We start from the raw sequence: 15,445 nt of genomic DNA on the forward strand, positions 1-15,445 counted from the left end.
CCAATCGGTTCATCGCGGTGATCGTCCACCCGAGCACAGCGATCACGACGAGCAACCGCGGCCAGACCACCCGACCACAAGCGTTTGCCGCACTCGTCAGGAAGCCGGGCGACTCGCGGCTTCGGTCCTGGCGTGGCGGTAGAGGACCTTCAACGCGGCGGTGACCGGAAGGGCGAGCATCGCGCCCAGCACACCGGCGAGCGCTCCTCCTATGAGGATCGCCACGAACGCTCCGAGCGGGCTCAGCTCGACCGCCTTGGCGAACACCCGCGGTGTGATCAGGTAGTTCTCGACGGCTTGGTAGAGCATGAAGAACACCAGCGTGATCACCGCCAGCGACAGGCTCTCGCTCAGCGCGACCAACGTGCCCGCCAGCGACGCCAGCGTCGCCCCGATCTGCGGGATCGTGTCCAGCAGCGCCACCACGATCGCGAGCAGCGCCGGGTAGGGCACACCGGCGATCAGGAAGAACACGTAGGACACGGCACCGGCGCACAACGAGACCACCGCTTGACCGGTGACGTAGCCGCCCACCCTGCTCATCGCCGAGCGCAGCGCCTCCGCACGGCCCGCGCCCGTCGCCTCCGCCCGGTCGACCGCGGCGTGGATGCGCGGCATGGCCAGCGAGAAGTAGACCATCAGCGCCCCTGCGGTGAACGCGGCGAACACGCCGCCGAAAACCACGCCCAGCGCGGCGAATCCCGCCGTCAGCGCCTGCAGGACGACGCTCGCCGCCTTGCTCGCGGTCTCCTTGAGCTTCTCCTGCACAGCCGGGTCGTGCAGGTGCGCGCGCAGCTCCCCCGGATCACCGAGGTTCGCGCCGAGTCCCGCGAGCAGGGTCGGGATGCGTCCCACGAAGTGACCGAGCTCGCTGACCGCCGGGACCAGCGCGAGCAGCACCACCGCCCCGATGACGACCACGATCGAGGCAACGATGCCCGCGATCGCCAGTCCCCGTCGCACGTGGTGCCGCTGCAGCCAGGAGATCGCCGGTTCGATGCCCAGCGCGAAGAACAGCCCCAGGAACACCAGCACGAGCATGCCGCGCACGGTGTAGGCCAGGACCGCGAGAACGCCCACCGCCAGGTACACGCAGGCGATCTGCGCGTGACGGGTCAGCGGGAGGGGACCGCTCCTCCCCTCACCCAACGAGTCGCTCGTCATGACCGCCGCCCTTCGGACCCGTGCGCCCTCGATGCCGCGTCGTCGCGCCCAGTGCGGGCATCAAGCGACTTCGTGCTCCTCGAACACCTCGCGCAGCGCCTTCTCCTGCTCGTGGGACAGGTTCGTGTGGATCAGCTCGACGTGGCCGCCCTCGAAGCGCTCCTTGATCCGATCCAGCACCGCATCAGCGGTCAGCAGGAACAGCGCGGAGGTGCCCGGCACGACCTTGTCCTGGGTGTTGCGGATGAAGTCGTCGTCGATGCCGACGTCGGTCAACGCCCCGGCCGCCGCTCCTGCCGCTGCGCCCAGTGCCGCACCGAGCAGCGGCACGAAGAAGATCATCCCGAACAGCAGGCCCCAGAACCCTCCGCCGAGAGCACCGCCGGAGGTGAGGTGGTGCAACTGCCGCGTCTTCGGCTTCGAGGCCGACTCCGGCCAGGACACCGTCGCCGCGTCGTAGAGGGTGATCAACTGCTCCTTCTGCAACTCCTGCAACGTCTTCGAGGCGTCTTCGGCTCCCGCCGCGGTGTCGAACTTCCAGACGGTCATCGTGGCCATCGCAGGTCTCCGTTCCGAGCTCCGGTCGAGCGCCGACAGTCAGCTCGAAGCGTAGGGATTTCAGCCGATCTCGCAGCCCGAACCCACCGCTACCGGTGGGCCGACCACGCATTTCACGACTCGACGATGACCCGGTCGTGGCCCGCGCGTAGCGGGCTGTCATGCCTTCCGGCGTGTCCGCAGCAGAACCCCGACCAGCAAGCCGACGGCGACCGAGATCACCAGGATCAACCACAGCGGTGCCGAGATCATGAGAGTGAAGATCTCGATGCTCGTGCTCGCCCGGTTCTGCAGGATGAACACCAGCGCCACCACCAGCAGGGCGAGGCCGAACCAGGCACGTGCCGGCACCGCGCGGACGCGCTGCAGCATCGGGGAGCTGTTCACCGGGATGACCTCCTCAGCTCGGGGACCGCAGCACCTGACCGGCGCGAGCGCGCCCGCTACCGATGGTCGCTCCGCGGCGCGTTCTTCGCCCTTCCGGTGGCGTGCTGCTGCGCAGCCGGTGACGATGTCTTTCGGCCACGTAGCTGTCGGGAACCGAGTAGGAGCCGTGATGTCCCAGAGCCCCGGCCCGCGACCCGCACAGCCGGGCATCGTCGCCGGCAACGCCTCGGTGCGGGAGCGCTTCCCCTTCGACGACACCCGCGACCTCGACGACGCCCGCCGGGGTTTCCTGGGCACAGCGGCCGAGCCGTTGATCCGCAACGCCGAGGGCGCCGTCGTGTGGGACCTGGAGGCCTACGGTTTCCTCGCCCAGGACTGCCCGGACACCGCCAACCCCAGCCTGTGGCGGCAGAGCCGGTTGTGCTCCGAGCACGGCCTGTTCGAAGTCGTCGAGGGCATCTACCAGATCCGCGGGTTCGACCTGTCCAACATGACCGTCGTGGAGGGATCGCGCGGCATCCTGGTCATCGACCCGCTGCTGTCGGCCGAGACCGCCGCGGCGGCACTCGCGCTCTACCGCAGCCACCGCGGTGACCGCCAGGTGACCGGTGTGCTCTACACCCACAGCCACGCCGACCACTTCGGCGGTGTGCGCGGGCTCCTCACCGACGACGAGCTGACCGCCGAAATTCCCGTCCTCGCCCCGCACGGGTTCCTCGCGCACGCCGTCAGCGAGAACATCTACGCCGGTACCGCGATGGCTCGCCGCGCCGCCTACATGTACGGAGCCGCTCTCGCCAAAGGCCCGCTGGGCCAGATCGGCGCTGGGCTCGGACCGACCACCTCCACCGGCGGCGTCGGCCTCGTCCCGCCGACCCACGACATCACCACCACCGGCCAGTCGGAAACGATCGACGGCATCCGGATGGACTTCCAGCTCACCCCGGGCACGGAGGCCCCTGCCGAGCTCAACATCCACTTCCCGAACCGCTCCGCGCTGTGCATGGCCGAGAACGCCACCCACAACCTGCACAACCTGCTGACCCCGCGCGGTGCCGAAGTGCGCGACCCCCACGCTTGGGCCGACTACCTCACCGAAGCCGTCACCCTGTTCGCCGACGGCACCGAGGTCGCCTTCGCCTCCCACCACTGGCCGGTCTGGGGACGTGATCGCGTGGTGGAGTTCCTCACCGAGCAACGCGACCTCTACGCCTACCTGCACGACCAGACGCTGCGGATGCTCAACCAGGGGCTCACCCCGTTGGAGATCGCCGAACAGATCCAGATGCCGCCGAACCTCGAACGCGCCTGGCACACCCACGGCTACTACGGCTCGGTCAGCCACAACACCAAAGCCATCTACCAGAAGTACATGGGCTGGTTCGACGGAAACCCCGCCCACCTCTGGGAACACCCACCCGCCGAATCCGCCAAGCGCTACGTGGAATTCATGGGCGGCGCCGACGAAATCGTCCGCCGCGCCCGGAAGTCCTACGACGAAGGCGACTTCCGGTGGGTCGTGCAGGTCGTCAACCACGTCCTGTTCGCCCAGCCCGACCACGAAGCCGCCCGCTCCCTGCAGGCCGACGCCCTCGAACAACTCGGGTACGGCTGCGAGAACGGGCCCTGGCGCAACTTCTACCTGATGGGCGCCTACGAGCTCCGCAACGGCTCGATCGGCACGCCCACCGTCACCACCTCACCCGACGTGCTCAACGCACTGACGCTCGACCAGCTCTTCGACGCGCTCGCGATCCGCCTCGACGGACCGAAGAGCTGGGACGCCGACATCACGCTCCGCTGGAACCTCGCCGACCAGCAGCACACCCAGCGCCTGCGCAACGGCGTGCTCACCCACGTCACCGGCACCGGGCCCGCCGCCGGTGAGCCCGACGTCGAAGTCACCCTCGACGAACCCGACCTGCGCAGCGTCCTGCTCGGCACCGCGACGGTCACCGATCTCGCCGACCGAGGTCGCGCCGAGATCACCGGCAACACCAACCGCATCGCCGAACTGTTCGGCTACCTGAGCGACCCCGACCCGGACTTCACCATCGTCACGCCCTGAACCAGCGATTTCGTCAAGATCGCCTCGGGAGACGATCAGCTGTCCTAGCCTGCGGGCCATGACGCGCTCCTCCTCGTTCCGCCCACGTCGCCGCACCCGGCGCACCGTCGCGCTCGTCGGTTTCGGGCTCTACGTCGCCATGGTTCTCGGCGCGTTCGACGACGACCGCGGAAAAGGGGTGGCCTTCGGCGAAACCGTCGCCCTGGACGGCGGTTACGAGATCACGATGGCCGCCCCGCTCGCGGCTCCCGACGTCCCCGGTGTCGAATCAGGACCGATGAGCGGCGTCCCGGTCGTACCCGGATGCACGTGGTCGGCGGAGATCACCATCACCAACACCGCCGATCGCCCCATGCCGGTGTCCGAACTGGAGATCTACGGCGCCGGCCGAGGGAACCAACCCTCAGACCCCGTCGGCCCCGAGTACGACCGCTGGCGAGCTGCGGTCATCGCCCCCGGCGAGTTCTACCGCGAGCGGGTGAGGTTCGTCGGCAACCGGGGCGGGGAGCACGTGGATGCCAGCCTCCGGGTCGCCGCCGAGCCGTCCGAGCTCTTCGTCACGTGGGAGTCAGGACGAGAGCCCGAGCCGTGGTACGAGCTGTGACTCACGGATCCCCACACCTCTGGCGAAACGGAGCGTGACGAGGCGGGTCATCGCGTGGAGCTCATGCTCAGGGCGACGAGGACCGCCTCGAGGTGGCTGCGGCAGACGGTCCGGGCGCTGTCCGGCCCGGGCCGGGCGCGAGTGCCTTCCCTGTCGCATATCCACGTACCGGTGCACGCATTGCGGTACACGTGGGGCGCCTGATGATGCGAGGGCTGCTGGGGGACCTGCGACGAGTACATGATCGGACCGTTCTGGGTGACGCAATGCGCGAAGCTGACACCACCCAACGTCCTCCACCGCAACAGCCCCGAACAGGGGATAATTACCAACAACCCTGCGTAGTCGGCCAGCCGCGTCGAAGCGGTGAGCTAGGCCCCGACGACGAACAGCGACAGCATGACCGTGGCCAGCACCAACAGCATGACGAGCGCGATGCTCAGCGTTGTCCCGTCGATCGTGATCCTGGTTCCTGCGCCGTGGTGCGGTGTGGTCATGCCACGTCCCCCTATGCCCCCGAGTCGTCGGTGAGACCCCGGCCGGGTTGACCGGGCTCCCGTCAGAAGTGAACCGACCAGGAGCGCAGGTCAACAGGTCCAAAAGTCCCGTCACCTCGGCGATCACCGCTGGCTTCAGGCTCGGCCGTAGACGGGCACCACCCCTCCTGTGGTGACCTCGTTGTCCGGTGCGGCCAGAAAACCGACCGTTGCCGCGATCTCCGCTGGAGAAGGCCAGCGCTGGTGGTCGGCACGCGGCATGGCCGCCCGGTTGGCCGGGGTGTCGATGACCGCGGGCGCGACCGCGTTGACCAGGACGTTGTGCTGCACCACTTCGGCGGCGAGCGCTTGGGTGAGAGCCGACACACCGGCCTTGCTGACGGTGTAGGCGGTCGTGCCGGCGCCCTGCCGGGGTTCCAGCGCGGCGCGGGCGGCGACGTTGACGATGCGGCCGCCGTCCGGGCCGAAAGCGGCGAGCGCTCGGCGGCAGCACAGGTAGCAGCTGACGAGGTTCATGTTCAGCATGCGCATGAGGCTTTCCTTGTCGGTGTCGGCCAGCTCGCCCATGCCGAACCCGCCCGCGAGATGAATCGAGGCCCACAGGTCGGAGACGCCGTCGTAGAGGCGATCGACGTCCGACTCGTCGGTCAGGTCGCACCGTGGAACGAGGGTGACCCGATCGCCATGTGGAAAGGAATCGGCCTCGGCATCGATGAGGTACGGGACGCGGCACTGCGCGCCCGCGTCGAGCAACGCACCCACGACGGCGATGCCGAGCGCGCCGGTGCCGCCGGTGACGATGACGGTTCGGTTCGCGAAATCCATGTGATCCCCCACTCGTCTCCTGGCCAGTGTCCGGACCGACCGAGGGTCACGCGACAGGATGCAGGGCCCGGCGCAGCGCGTCGAGGGTTTCGGCGGCCTGGCGCCGCGACACCGCCGCCCCCGTGAGCACCGCGGACCGGTGGAACGTCCCGGGGAACAGGTGCAGCTCGACCGACACGCCCGCGCGCAGCAGCGCGGAGGCGTAGGCCAGGCCCTCGTCCCGCAGCGGGTCGTTCTCGTACACCGACACGTACGCGGCAGGGAGCCCGGACAGATCACCCGCCCGCGCCGGAGCCGCGTAGGCGGGCACATCGCCGCTCCACCCGCGCAGGTAGTGCCGCCAGCTCAACACCGCATCGGAGTGGTTCCACAGCGGCGTGTCCTCGAACGTGCGTGCCGAGAACGTTTCGACGCGATCGTCGACCTCCGGGGCATCGAGCACCTGGAAGCACACCGGCGGACCGCCCCGGTCCCGGACCAGCAGCGTCAGCGCCGCGGCGAGCCCACCGCCCGCGCTCATGCCGTGCACACCGATGCGATCGGCGGCCACGCCGAGCGACTCGGCCTCCGACGCCACCCAGCCCAGCGCGGCCTCGCAGTCCCGCAACGCCGCCGGGTACGGATGCTCGGGCGCCAAGCGGTAGTCGACGGCGACGACGACCGCAGGCAGGTGCGTGCACAGGTCCACGGCCTGGGCGGTGAGGGCCTCCAGGCCTCCCATCACGAACCCGCCCCCGTGCAGCAGGAGCACCGCGGGCAGCGGAGCAGTCGCCTCCGACGGGCGGAACACCCGGACCGGCACCAGCACACCCTCAACACCCGCCAGCTCGTGATCGGACACGGTGACCTCGCCGGTCACCACCTGCCCGGCCGACGAGGCGAGCTCGGCCATCCGCGCTCGAGCCCCGTCCAGGTCATGGATGTGCAGGTCCGGCAACGCAGTCACGACTGCCGCCAGTTCGCGATCAAGATGCACCGTTCGCCCCCAGCACCGCGGGAATGACGCCACGGTCCCACCGACCCAACCCGACCCGCCACCGCTGCCACCAGCTGCAGGCTCTCCTGCGCCGACCACGCCACGCGGATTATCGGCTCTGGCTATAAGCGTGACTCGAGATCCGGCCTTGTCGACGCACTCGATCACCGGTGGAGTTGTCCCAGCGCAGCGCCCGGTCAACGAGATCACAGCCGTGACGGAGGCTCACATGGCATCAGCCGAAATCGGGACACCGGTGGTGTCACCACCGCTGCCCCATCGGGACCGCAAGGCCTGGGGCGTCGTCATCCTGCTCTTCGCCTTCTTCACCCTGAACTTCGCGGACAAGGCCGCGGTGGGGTTGGCATCGCAGCAGATTCGCCATGACCTCGGACTCAGCGCAGGCGACTTCGGGCTGGTCGGCAGCGCGTTCTTCTGGTTGTTCGCGGTCGGTGCCGTGGGGTTGTCGGCCATGCGCTGGATCTCCACGAAGTGGGCGGCAGCCATCCTGATGTTCACCTGGGTGGCGAGCATGCTCCCGCTCGCGGTGCCCACCACGTTCGGGGTGCTGTTGGTGTCGCGGATCGTGCTGGGCTTCTTCGAGGGCCCGACGCACGCGCTGTGCCAGAGCGTGGTCGCCGACCGGTTCCCGAAGGAGAAGCGCGCGTTCGCCGGATCGATCGTCAACGCCGGGTCCTCGGTCGGTCCGCTGATCTCCGCACCCGCCCTGACCTGGGTGATCGTCTCGCACTCCTGGAACGCCGCGTTCGTCGTGCTGATCGCGGTCGGCATCGTCTGGCTGGTCGTCTGGCTCTGCTACGTCGAGCGGCAGCCGCTGCGCAAGCGCCCCGCGGCCGAGGAGGTGGAGGCGGACCCGAACGGCCACATCGACGTGCCGTTCCTGCGGTTGCTGCGGCTGCCGAGCTTCTGGGGGCTGAGCCTGATGTCGTTCGCGGGCTACCTCATCACCTCGCTGAAGGTCGCCTGGTTGCCCGCGTTCCTCGGCGAGGGCCTCGGCTACTCGCCGACCACCGTGGGATGGCTGGTCACCCTGCCCTACGCCACCGCGATCGTCGTCCTCGTCGCCAGCGGATACCTCTCCGGCCGGTTTCTCGCGCGGGGCTGGAGCTCACGGGCCGCTCGCGGGTACTTCAGCGGCGCGCTGATCGTCTTCGCAGGACTGAGCATGATCGCGTTCACCTCGGTCGGTCCGGGAACGCTGCAGCTGGTGCTGGTGATCTGCACCTTCTCCATCAACAGCGTCGCGTTCTCGGTCGCCTTCGCGGGCGCGTCCGACTTCCTCCCGCAGCGCCAGCGCGCCGCGTTCTTCGGGTGCGTGATCGGGTTCTACAGCCTCGCGGGAATCATCGCCCCCTACGCGCTGGGGCTCATCGTCCAAGCCGGACCGACGGCGTCCGCGGGCTACGCGAACGGGTTCCTCGTCGTCGGCATCGCCATCTGCGCGTGCGCCGTGGTCGGTGCACGGCTGCTGAACCCCGAGGCCGCCCGCCGAGCGCTGGAGACCGAGACCGCGATGAGGAGGGCCTCGTGAGCGAGACGCCGCTGACCGGGATCCGGGTCGTGGACCTGGGCCAGTACATCGCCGCTCCCGGGGCCGGACAGCAGCTGGCCGACCTGGGCGCCGAGGTGATCAAGGTGGAAAGCCTCACCGGCGACCAAGCGCGCTCGGTCGGTTCGTTCGGCGAGGCGATGCTGCACGCCAACAACCGCGGCAAGCGCAGCATCGCGGTCGACCTGCGCCGTCCCGAGGGCTTCCAGATCGTCGACGAGCTGTGCGCCGGATCGGACGTGCTGCTGCACAACTTCCGGCACGGCTCGGCCGAACGCCTCGGCATCGGGCCGGAGCAGGCGCGCTCACGCCACCCGCACCTGGTCTACGGGTTCGTCACCGGGTTCGGGACCCGTGGCCCCTCGGCGGGGCGGGCAGGCCTGGACATCGCCGCCCAGGCCGAGTTCGGGGTCATGCACACCACCGGCGAGGCCGACGGCGAACCGCAGCGCGTCGGCTTCACCATCGCCGACGTGCTCGCCGCCAACGCCCTCACGACCGGGGTGCTCGCCGCGCTGGTCCGCCGCGGCCGGACCGGCAACGGGGCGCTCGTCGAGACGTCGCTGATGGAAGCAGTGGTGGCGGCTCAGGCGGCGCAATGGATGAACTACCGCCTCACCGGCGAAGCGCCCCGGCGGACCGGAAACGGCCAGCCCGCGGTGGCACCCGCCGCGGACCTCGTGCAGACCGTCGACGGCGCCGTCGTCGTATCGGCCTACACCGCGACCAAGTGGGCAGCTCTGTGCTCGGCGATCGGCAGGCCCGAACTCGCCGCCGACCCGCGCTTCGCGGACAACGACTCGAGGGTCGCCAACCGCCCGGCGCTCAAGGAGGTCTTGAGCTCAGCTCTCGGCCACCTCACCCGCGCCGAGGCCATCGCGCTGCTGGCTTCGCGGGGGATCGTGTGCGGCTCGGTGCGCTCGTTCGACGAACTGGTGAAGGACGCGGACCTCTCCGCGTCGGGCCTGCTCGTCGAGCTGGAGGAGCTCGGGATCGACTCCCCTGCAGCGCCCTTCCAGGTCGATGCGACGGCGCGCGGCCGGACCTCGGCCGCGCCTCGGCTGGGCGAGCACACCCGCGACGTGCTGCGCGAACTCGGGCGCAGCGAGGACGAGATCGACCGGCGTGGCGCCGCCCGCCGGCGCGGCCCCCCGCCCCCAACCCCACGGGGGCGCCGCGTGTCCCACACCGCCCGCCCGCCGGCCGCGGGCGGGGTCGCCACGCCGCAACAACCACGAGGGATGGAGACACGATGAGCCGCGGCACGCCCGACTTCGACGCGTACCTGCGCACGATCGCCCAGTTCACCGACGACGAGCTGATCCCGGCCGAACCCGACATGGTCGCCGCCGGGCAGGTCCCGGATGGGCTCGTGCAGCGCATGGCAGAGCTCGGACTGTTCGGCATCTCGATCCCACCCAGCTACGGCGGCCTCGGCTGGAGCATGGAGCAGCAGGTGCTGCTGACGTTGGAGTTCACCAGGGCCTCGTGCGTCTACCGCTCGCGCTTCTCGACCGTGATCGGCCTCTGCTCGCAGGCGATCTTCGACCACGGCACCGAGCAGCAACGCCGCGAGATGCTGCCGGAAATGGCCGCCGGCCGGCGGGTCACCTCGTTCGCGCTGACCGAACCGGAGGCCGGCTCGGATGCCACCAACGTCCAGACCACGGCCAAGCGCACCGGCGACGGCTGGGTCCTGGACGGCTCCAAGCGCTACATCACCAACGCGCACTGGGCCGACACGCTGCTGGTCTTCGCGCGCACCGACGACGCCGAGGTGTCGGCGTTCCTCGTGGACCGGACCGTGCCCGGCGTGTCGACCCGGATCCCCGACCTCATGAACGGCCATGCCGAAGGCCCCGTCGGCGAGATCGACCTGAACTCGGTGGCGGTCGCCGAGAACCGGCTGCTCGGTGGAGTGCCGGGCACCGGGCTCGCGGCCGCGATGCGCGGCATCAACCACGCCCGGTTGCACGTGGCGGCCACCTGCGTCGGCCAGGCGACCCGGATGCTCGAGGAGACCACGCGCCACGTCCTCAACAGGCACCAGTTCGGCGCACCGCTCGCCGAGCTCGGGGTCGTGCAGGCCCAGCTGGGCCGGTGCTACTCGGAGATGGAGGCCGGGCGCGCGCTGTCCCTCGACGCAGCGCGCTCCTTCGACGCCGGAACCGTTCCCCGGCACCGGATTTCGGCGGCGAAGCTGTACTGCTCGGAGATGGTCGGCAGGGTCGCCGACCAGTGCGTGCAGCTGCTCGGCGGAGAGGGCATCGTCGGACCGCACCCGGTGCCGCGGATGTGGCGCGACGTCCGCACCTTGCGGATCTACGAGGGCGCCTCCGCCATCCACGAACGCAACCTCGGCCGCGCGATGACCCGGTCGGTCGCGGCGGAGGGAGTGCTGCCGGACAGCTACCGCGTACGTTAGTGCTGGTCCGCGGGCGACCGGAGGAGGGGCGATGGAGCTGCGCCAGATCGAGTACTTCCTGGCCGTGGTCGAGCACGAGGGGCTCAACCGCGCCGCCCAGCACCTCTACGTCTCCCAACCGGCGCTGTCCCAGGCGATCCAGGCACTCGAACGCGAGCTCGGCGTGGAGCTGTTCCAGCGCGTCGCGCGGCGCAGCCTGGCCCTGACCCCGGCGGGGACGCTGCTGGTTCCCAAAGCGCGGGCGATCCTCGACGACGTCGTGGCGGCCCGCGACGCGCTGAGCTCGGCCAGGGACCTCGAGGTGGGCTCGGTGTCCATCGCCACGATGCCGGAGATGTCCAGCGACGCGGTCGCCTCCTGGATCACCTCGTTCCGGGCCCGGTACCCGGACGTGCGGCTGGACATCTCCGAGGTCGCCGGCGTCCGGGACCTGTGCGGCGAGGTGACGACTGGACGCTACGAGCTCGGGTTCACCACCCGACCCGTGCCCACCAAGAGCCTCGAGTTCGTCGAGCTCGGCGTGCAGCGGCTGCTGCTGGTGATGCCGCCGGGATCTCCGGCACCGTCGACCGGCCGCCTCCCGCTCGATGCTCTCGGCGAGCTGCCGCTGACGATCTGCTCGCTCGCGCAGCGCGAGAACGACCGCGTGGCGACCGCCCTGCGCGACGTCGGGGTGGAACCGCGGCTGATCGCGAGCATGCCCAACCGCCACGCGCAGCTCACCCTCGTCCTCGGCGGCGGGGTGCACGCCTTCCTGCCGCTGCGGATGGCCGTGCAGGCACGACGACTCGGTGCCGTCGTGATCGAAACCGAGCCGCTGGTGTCGGTCCCCTTCGGCGTGGCCCACCGGCGCGCGGCGTTGAGCCCGGCAGCCCAGGAGTTGGTCCGGCACTGCAAAGCCACCCTCGACGCCTGGTACGCGGCCATCGCCGACGCCCAGAGCGACGGGGCGAGCCTGATCGACGCGGCCGACGCCGCTTACGACGACGTGCACCTCCCGATGAACCCGTGATCACCCGGCAGGTCGTCGCACGTAGGCCGACAGCGACCTCGTCAAGGGTGCGGCAGGGTCGGTTTCGCCGCGGCTCCCCCGGACCCACGTCGGTGGGCTCACCGCGGCCGGCAGCGGTGGGGCCGCGTGCTCCCAGTCGAGGATCACGGTCCGTTCGGCGATGAGCCAACGGACCGCGCGTCGTTCGAAGATGTCGAAGTAGCGAAGTCCCTGGAACACCGCCGACGAGGCACCACCGTCGACCGGTTGCCGCCGGTACAGGCAACAGGTCTCCACCTCCGCACGCTCACCGTCCAGCGCGATGGTGGGCGGGCTCAGGAAGTGGAACGTGCTCTCCAGCGTGGCGCCGTAGGTTTCGAAGAACTCGAAGAGCTCGTCGACGGTTCCGCTGAAGCGTCCGTGGTCGTCCGTGGCGTCGGGGTGGTAGCAGGTTCTGGCGAGTTCGCGGTCTCCGCGGTCGATCGCGTGGGCGTAGCGCGCGAGGACATCACCGATCTCGGTGCGTGCGAGCAGCTCGTCAAGCGTGGGCATGTCGCCTCCTTGCCTGGACCCTGCCAGCGTGCCCTCCTCGGACCCGCTGTTCGTCAGCTACGCCGAACTGCGGGGCGGCGCGGCGGGTGTCGACGCGGCGTTCGAGGAGCTCACCGATGCGGCGACACCTGAGCAACCGCTGACCGTCGTCTACACCTCCGGCACCACAGGCGAACCCAAGGGCGTGGTGCTCTCGCACCGCAACGTCATCCACGAGTCGACGATGCAGGAGCACCTCATCCCCGTCCCGGAGCATCCCCGGTCGGTGTCCTACCTGCCGCTGGCGCACATCGCCGAACGCGTGCTCGGGATCTACATGCCGATCTGCAACGCCGGCCACGTCACCCTCTGCCCTGATCAAGCCCAGCTGCTGCCCACGCTGGCCGCGGTGCGCCCACACGGCTTCTTCGGGGTCCCCAGGGTCTGGGAGAAGCTGGCCGACGGGCTTTCGGCACGACTCGACACGCTCGCCGGAGACGCGGCGGCCGCGGTCGAGAGCGCCCGCGAAGCCGCGCTGGAGGTCTTCCGCCTGCGCTCCGCCGGCGAGGAGGTCCCGGCAGACCTGCTGACCCGCTACGACGAGCTCGACCAGGCGGTGCTGCGACCGATCCGGGCGGCGATCGGTCTCGACGAGTGCCACCGCGCCGTGAGCGGGGCGGCACCGATCCCCACCTCCGTCCTGGAGTTGCTGGCCGGCCTGGGACTCGTGGTCCACGAGGTGTGGGGCTTGAGCGAGACCACGGGCGCGGCGACGGTGAGCACCCCGGAGGCCTTCGCGCTCGGCAGCGTCGGACGACCGGCACCGGGCGTCGAGGTGTCGGTGGCCTCCGACGGCGAGCTGCTTGTCCGCGGTCCTGTGGTGTTCCCCGGTTACCTCGTCCCCGATGGCGGGATCGAACCGGCGACCGACGCCGCCGGGTGGCTGGCCACCGGCGACATCGGAGTCGTCGACGAACGCGGCATGGTCACGATCACCGACCGCAAGAAGGACCTCATCATCACCGCAGGCGGCAAGAACATCGCCCCGAGCGGCATCGAATCGCTGCTGCGAGCCCATCCTCTCGTCGCCCACGCCGTCGCGATCGGCGACCGGCGCCGCTACGTCACCGCACTGCTCGTGCTCGACGAGGACGGCGCCCCCGCCTGGGCGACAGCACGCGGGCTGGACACCACTGATCTCGCAGAACTGGCGCTCCACCCCGTCGTGCGTGCCGAACTCGACGAGCTCGTGGCCCGGGTCAACGCACAACTGGCCCGCGTCGAGCAGGTCAAGGAGCACCGGGTGATCGCGGGCCCGTGGACGGCGGAATCCGGCGAGCTGACGCCGAAGCTCAGCCTGCGCCGCGCGGTCATCCACGACACCTACGCCGGCCTCATCGACGAGATGTACCGCTGACCGATCCACACGAGAGGACGTCCTCCATGCCCCGGGTCCTGACCGAACAACGCCGTGATCTCGTCGACGCCGTGGCTGACTTCTGCCGGCGCGAGTGCGGCTCCCCGCAACAGCGAAATGCGCTGGCGCAACCGCACGACGAAGGGATCTACGCCAAGCTCGCCGACGCGGGCTGGCTGGGCATCTCATTGCCCGAGGAGTTCGGCGGTGCCGGTCAGGGCATGACCGAGCTGTGCCTGTTCCTGGAGGAGACCGCCTACGGGCGCGTCCCGATGGGCGGTTTCGCCACCTCGATCATCGCGGCCGCCGCGTACGAGAAGTTCGCGACCGACGAGCAGAAGAAGCTCGTGCTCGAAGGCGTGATCCGCGGCCGGGTCGAGGCCATCTCGATGTCCGAGCCCGACGTCGGCGCGCTGACGTGCCGAGCGGACGAGGTCGAGGGCGGCTGGCGGATCAACGGGCAGAAGACGTGGTGCTCCAACGCCCACATCGCCGATCACATCCTGCTCATCGCCCGCACCTCGAAGGAATCCTCGAAGCACGAGGGACTCACGCAGTTCATGGTGCCCACCTCAGTCGAGGGCCTGCGGATCAGCGGGATCGACACGATGGGCGGGCGCGAGGTCAACGACCTGTACTTCACGGACTGCTTCGTACCCGATGACTCCGTCGTCGGGACCGTCGGTCATGCCTGGCACCAGCTCATGGCCGGCCTGAACCTGGAACGCATGATCCTCGGCGCGAGCATGCTCGGCGCCGCCCGGCGCGCGTTCGACGACACTCTCGACCACGTCAGGCAGCGCGAACAGTTCGGGCGCCCGATCGGCTCGTTCCAAGCGCTCAAGCACCGCATCGCCGACATGGCCACCGAACTCGAATGCGCGCACCTGCTGGTCTACAGCGTGGCCGCGCACATCGACGCCGCACCTGACGAGCTCGTCACGTGCGAGGCGTCGATGGTCAAGCTCAAGTGCACCGAACTCGCCAAGCACGTGTCGTTGGAAGGCATGCAGATGCTCGGCGGCTACGGCTACACCACCGAGTACGGCATGGAGTCCATGCTGCGCTCCACCGTGGTCTCGACCGTCTACGGCGGCACCAGCGAGATCCAGCGCGACATCATCGGCAAGACCTACGGACTCTGAACGAACTGAGACGCCTCAGCCCGGGTCGCGCTCATCGCTGAAATCCGGAAGCAGATTCATCGGTGAGCTCTCGCACCCGGCCGATAACGGGCTAGAGGCCGAGTTCGAAGACGCGCTCGGCCTCGGCAACCAGAGGCGTTCTCGCTCTCCGGAACAGACCTGGTCTGGTTGCGCCTGGAGAGACCCCCACACTTCGAGCAGCGCGGGTGGGTGCGGGAAGTGTTTGGACTCCGCAGCGCCACACTTCCCGCACCCCAGGGCCTGTTCGGCCCGTCTAGCACCCAGGG

Annotated in this window: 15 protein-coding genes; 8 read left to right on the plus strand and 7 right to left on the minus strand. The window is 69.7% G+C overall.

The window, feature by feature from the left end; all coding sequences use genetic code 11:
• Window positions 1–96: 96 nt before the first annotated feature.
• The 3 genes from R4I43_RS16365 to R4I43_RS16375 all read right to left on the minus strand — a co-directional run bounded on the left by R4I43_RS16365 (window position 97) and on the right by R4I43_RS16375 (window position 2,109).
• The gene (locus R4I43_RS16365; RefSeq protein WP_324266478.1) at window positions 97–1,164 is read right to left on the minus strand and encodes an AI-2E family transporter; all 1,068 of its coding nucleotides are present in this window, start codon (window positions 1,162–1,164) and stop codon (window positions 97–99) included.
• A gap of 60 nt (window positions 1,165–1,224) precedes the next feature.
• Complete coding sequence (locus tag R4I43_RS16370; RefSeq protein WP_324266479.1) at window positions 1,225–1,722, minus strand: DUF1269 domain-containing protein; 498 nt, start codon at window positions 1,720–1,722, stop codon at window positions 1,225–1,227.
• A gap of 159 nt (window positions 1,723–1,881) precedes the next feature.
• Window positions 1,882–2,109 (minus strand): LapA family protein, encoded by a 228-nt coding sequence (locus tag R4I43_RS16375; RefSeq protein WP_324266480.1) that lies wholly within the window; start codon window positions 2,107–2,109, stop codon window positions 1,882–1,884.
• A gap of 169 nt (window positions 2,110–2,278) precedes the next feature.
• On the opposite strand from R4I43_RS16375, the gene R4I43_RS16380 reads away from it, so the two are divergent.
• Window positions 2,279–4,177 carry an alkyl/aryl-sulfatase gene (locus tag R4I43_RS16380; RefSeq protein ID WP_324266481.1) on the plus strand — a complete coding sequence of 633 codons (1,899 nt, stop codon included), beginning with the start codon at window positions 2,279–2,281 and terminating at the stop codon, window positions 4,175–4,177.
• A gap of 58 nt (window positions 4,178–4,235) precedes the next feature.
• Window positions 4,236–4,781 carry a hypothetical protein gene (locus R4I43_RS16385; protein ID WP_324266482.1) on the plus strand — a complete coding sequence of 182 codons (546 nt, stop codon included), beginning with the start codon at window positions 4,236–4,238 and terminating at the stop codon, window positions 4,779–4,781.
• A 371-nt stretch (window positions 4,782–5,152) separates the two neighbouring features.
• Here R4I43_RS16385 and R4I43_RS16390 read toward each other — a convergent pair whose 3' ends face one another.
• The 3 genes from R4I43_RS16390 to R4I43_RS16400 all read right to left on the minus strand — a co-directional run bounded on the left by R4I43_RS16390 (window position 5,153) and on the right by R4I43_RS16400 (window position 7,079).
• Window positions 5,153–5,278 carry a hypothetical protein gene (locus tag R4I43_RS16390; protein WP_324266483.1) on the minus strand — a complete coding sequence of 42 codons (126 nt, stop codon included), beginning with the start codon at window positions 5,276–5,278 and terminating at the stop codon, window positions 5,153–5,155.
• A 135-nt stretch (window positions 5,279–5,413) separates the two neighbouring features.
• Window positions 5,414–6,103, minus strand: a complete 690-nt coding sequence (locus R4I43_RS16395; RefSeq protein WP_324266484.1) for an SDR family NAD(P)-dependent oxidoreductase — start codon at window positions 6,101–6,103, stop codon at window positions 5,414–5,416.
• Between the two features lie 46 nt (window positions 6,104–6,149).
• On the minus strand, window positions 6,150–7,079 hold the full coding sequence (locus R4I43_RS16400) for an alpha/beta hydrolase (RefSeq protein WP_407691257.1): 930 nt from the start codon (window positions 7,077–7,079) through the stop codon (window positions 6,150–6,152).
• Window positions 7,080–7,308: 229 nt separating this feature from the next.
• Between R4I43_RS16400 and R4I43_RS16405 the strand changes: the two genes are divergently transcribed.
• From R4I43_RS16405 to R4I43_RS16420, 4 genes are read left to right on the plus strand one after another with little or no spacing between them, the layout of a single operon-like run.
• Window positions 7,309–8,631 (plus strand): MFS transporter, encoded by a 1,323-nt coding sequence (locus R4I43_RS16405; RefSeq protein WP_324266486.1) that lies wholly within the window; start codon window positions 7,309–7,311, stop codon window positions 8,629–8,631.
• Window positions 8,628–9,905, plus strand: a complete 1,278-nt coding sequence (locus tag R4I43_RS16410; protein ID WP_324266487.1) for a CaiB/BaiF CoA transferase family protein — start codon at window positions 8,628–8,630, stop codon at window positions 9,903–9,905. The genes R4I43_RS16405 and R4I43_RS16410 overlap by 4 nt, the downstream gene beginning before the upstream one ends.
• Window positions 9,902–11,074, plus strand: coding sequence for an acyl-CoA dehydrogenase family protein (locus R4I43_RS16415; RefSeq protein ID WP_324266488.1), 1,173 nt, complete (start codon window positions 9,902–9,904; stop codon window positions 11,072–11,074). The genes R4I43_RS16410 and R4I43_RS16415 overlap by 4 nt, the downstream gene beginning before the upstream one ends.
• Window positions 11,075–11,105: 31 nt before the next feature.
• Window positions 11,106–12,086, plus strand: coding sequence for a LysR family transcriptional regulator (locus R4I43_RS16420; protein ID WP_324266489.1), 981 nt, complete (start codon window positions 11,106–11,108; stop codon window positions 12,084–12,086).
• Here the strand turns inward: R4I43_RS16420 and R4I43_RS16425 are convergent, their stop codons facing one another.
• Window positions 12,087–12,617: a nuclear transport factor 2 family protein gene (locus R4I43_RS16425; RefSeq protein WP_324266490.1), complete on the minus strand. Its 531-nt coding sequence runs from the start codon at window positions 12,615–12,617 to the stop codon at window positions 12,087–12,089.
• 28 nt (window positions 12,618–12,645) lie between these two features.
• Between R4I43_RS16425 and R4I43_RS16430 the strand changes: the two genes are divergently transcribed.
• Window positions 12,646–14,013 carry an AMP-dependent synthetase/ligase gene (locus R4I43_RS16430; protein ID WP_324266491.1) on the plus strand — a complete coding sequence of 456 codons (1,368 nt, stop codon included), beginning with the start codon at window positions 12,646–12,648 and terminating at the stop codon, window positions 14,011–14,013.
• A 26-nt stretch (window positions 14,014–14,039) separates the two neighbouring features.
• The gene (locus R4I43_RS16435; protein ID WP_324266492.1) at window positions 14,040–15,158 is read left to right on the plus strand and encodes an acyl-CoA dehydrogenase family protein; all 1,119 of its coding nucleotides are present in this window, start codon (window positions 14,040–14,042) and stop codon (window positions 15,156–15,158) included.
• Window positions 15,159–15,445: the final 287 nt, after the last annotated feature.

The organism is Saccharopolyspora mangrovi (assembly GCF_035320975.1).
In the GTDB taxonomy this organism is placed as follows: Bacteria; Actinomycetota; Actinomycetes; order Mycobacteriales; family Pseudonocardiaceae; genus Saccharopolyspora; species Saccharopolyspora mangrovi.

Excerpts from the sequence above, each read along its gene's own strand:
- R4I43_RS16415 (WP_324266488.1), top strand. The coding sequence starts at position 9,902 with ATGAGCCGCGGCACGCCCGACTTCGACGCGTACCTGCGCACGATCGCC.
- R4I43_RS16385 (WP_324266482.1), top strand. The coding sequence starts at position 4,236 with ATGACGCGCTCCTCCTCGTTCCGCCCACGTCGCCGCACCCGGCGCACC.
- R4I43_RS16380 (WP_324266481.1), top strand. The coding sequence starts at position 2,279 with ATGTCCCAGAGCCCCGGCCCGCGACCCGCACAGCCGGGCATCGTCGCC.
- R4I43_RS16370 (WP_324266479.1), bottom strand. The coding sequence starts at position 1,722 with ATGGCCACGATGACCGTCTGGAAGTTCGACACCGCGGCGGGAGCCGAA.
- R4I43_RS16365 (WP_324266478.1), bottom strand. The coding sequence starts at position 1,164 with ATGACGAGCGACTCGTTGGGTGAGGGGAGGAGCGGTCCCCTCCCGCTG.
- R4I43_RS16425 (WP_324266490.1), bottom strand. The coding sequence starts at position 12,617 with ATGCCCACGCTTGACGAGCTGCTCGCACGCACCGAGATCGGTGATGTC.
- R4I43_RS16420 (WP_324266489.1), top strand. The coding sequence starts at position 11,106 with ATGGAGCTGCGCCAGATCGAGTACTTCCTGGCCGTGGTCGAGCACGAG.
- R4I43_RS16435 (WP_324266492.1), top strand. The coding sequence starts at position 14,040 with ATGCCCCGGGTCCTGACCGAACAACGCCGTGATCTCGTCGACGCCGTG.
- R4I43_RS16390 (WP_324266483.1), bottom strand. The coding sequence starts at position 5,278 with ATGACCACACCGCACCACGGCGCAGGAACCAGGATCACGATCGACGGG.
- R4I43_RS16405 (WP_324266486.1), top strand. The coding sequence starts at position 7,309 with ATGGCATCAGCCGAAATCGGGACACCGGTGGTGTCACCACCGCTGCCC.
- R4I43_RS16395 (WP_324266484.1), bottom strand. The coding sequence starts at position 6,103 with ATGGATTTCGCGAACCGAACCGTCATCGTCACCGGCGGCACCGGCGCG.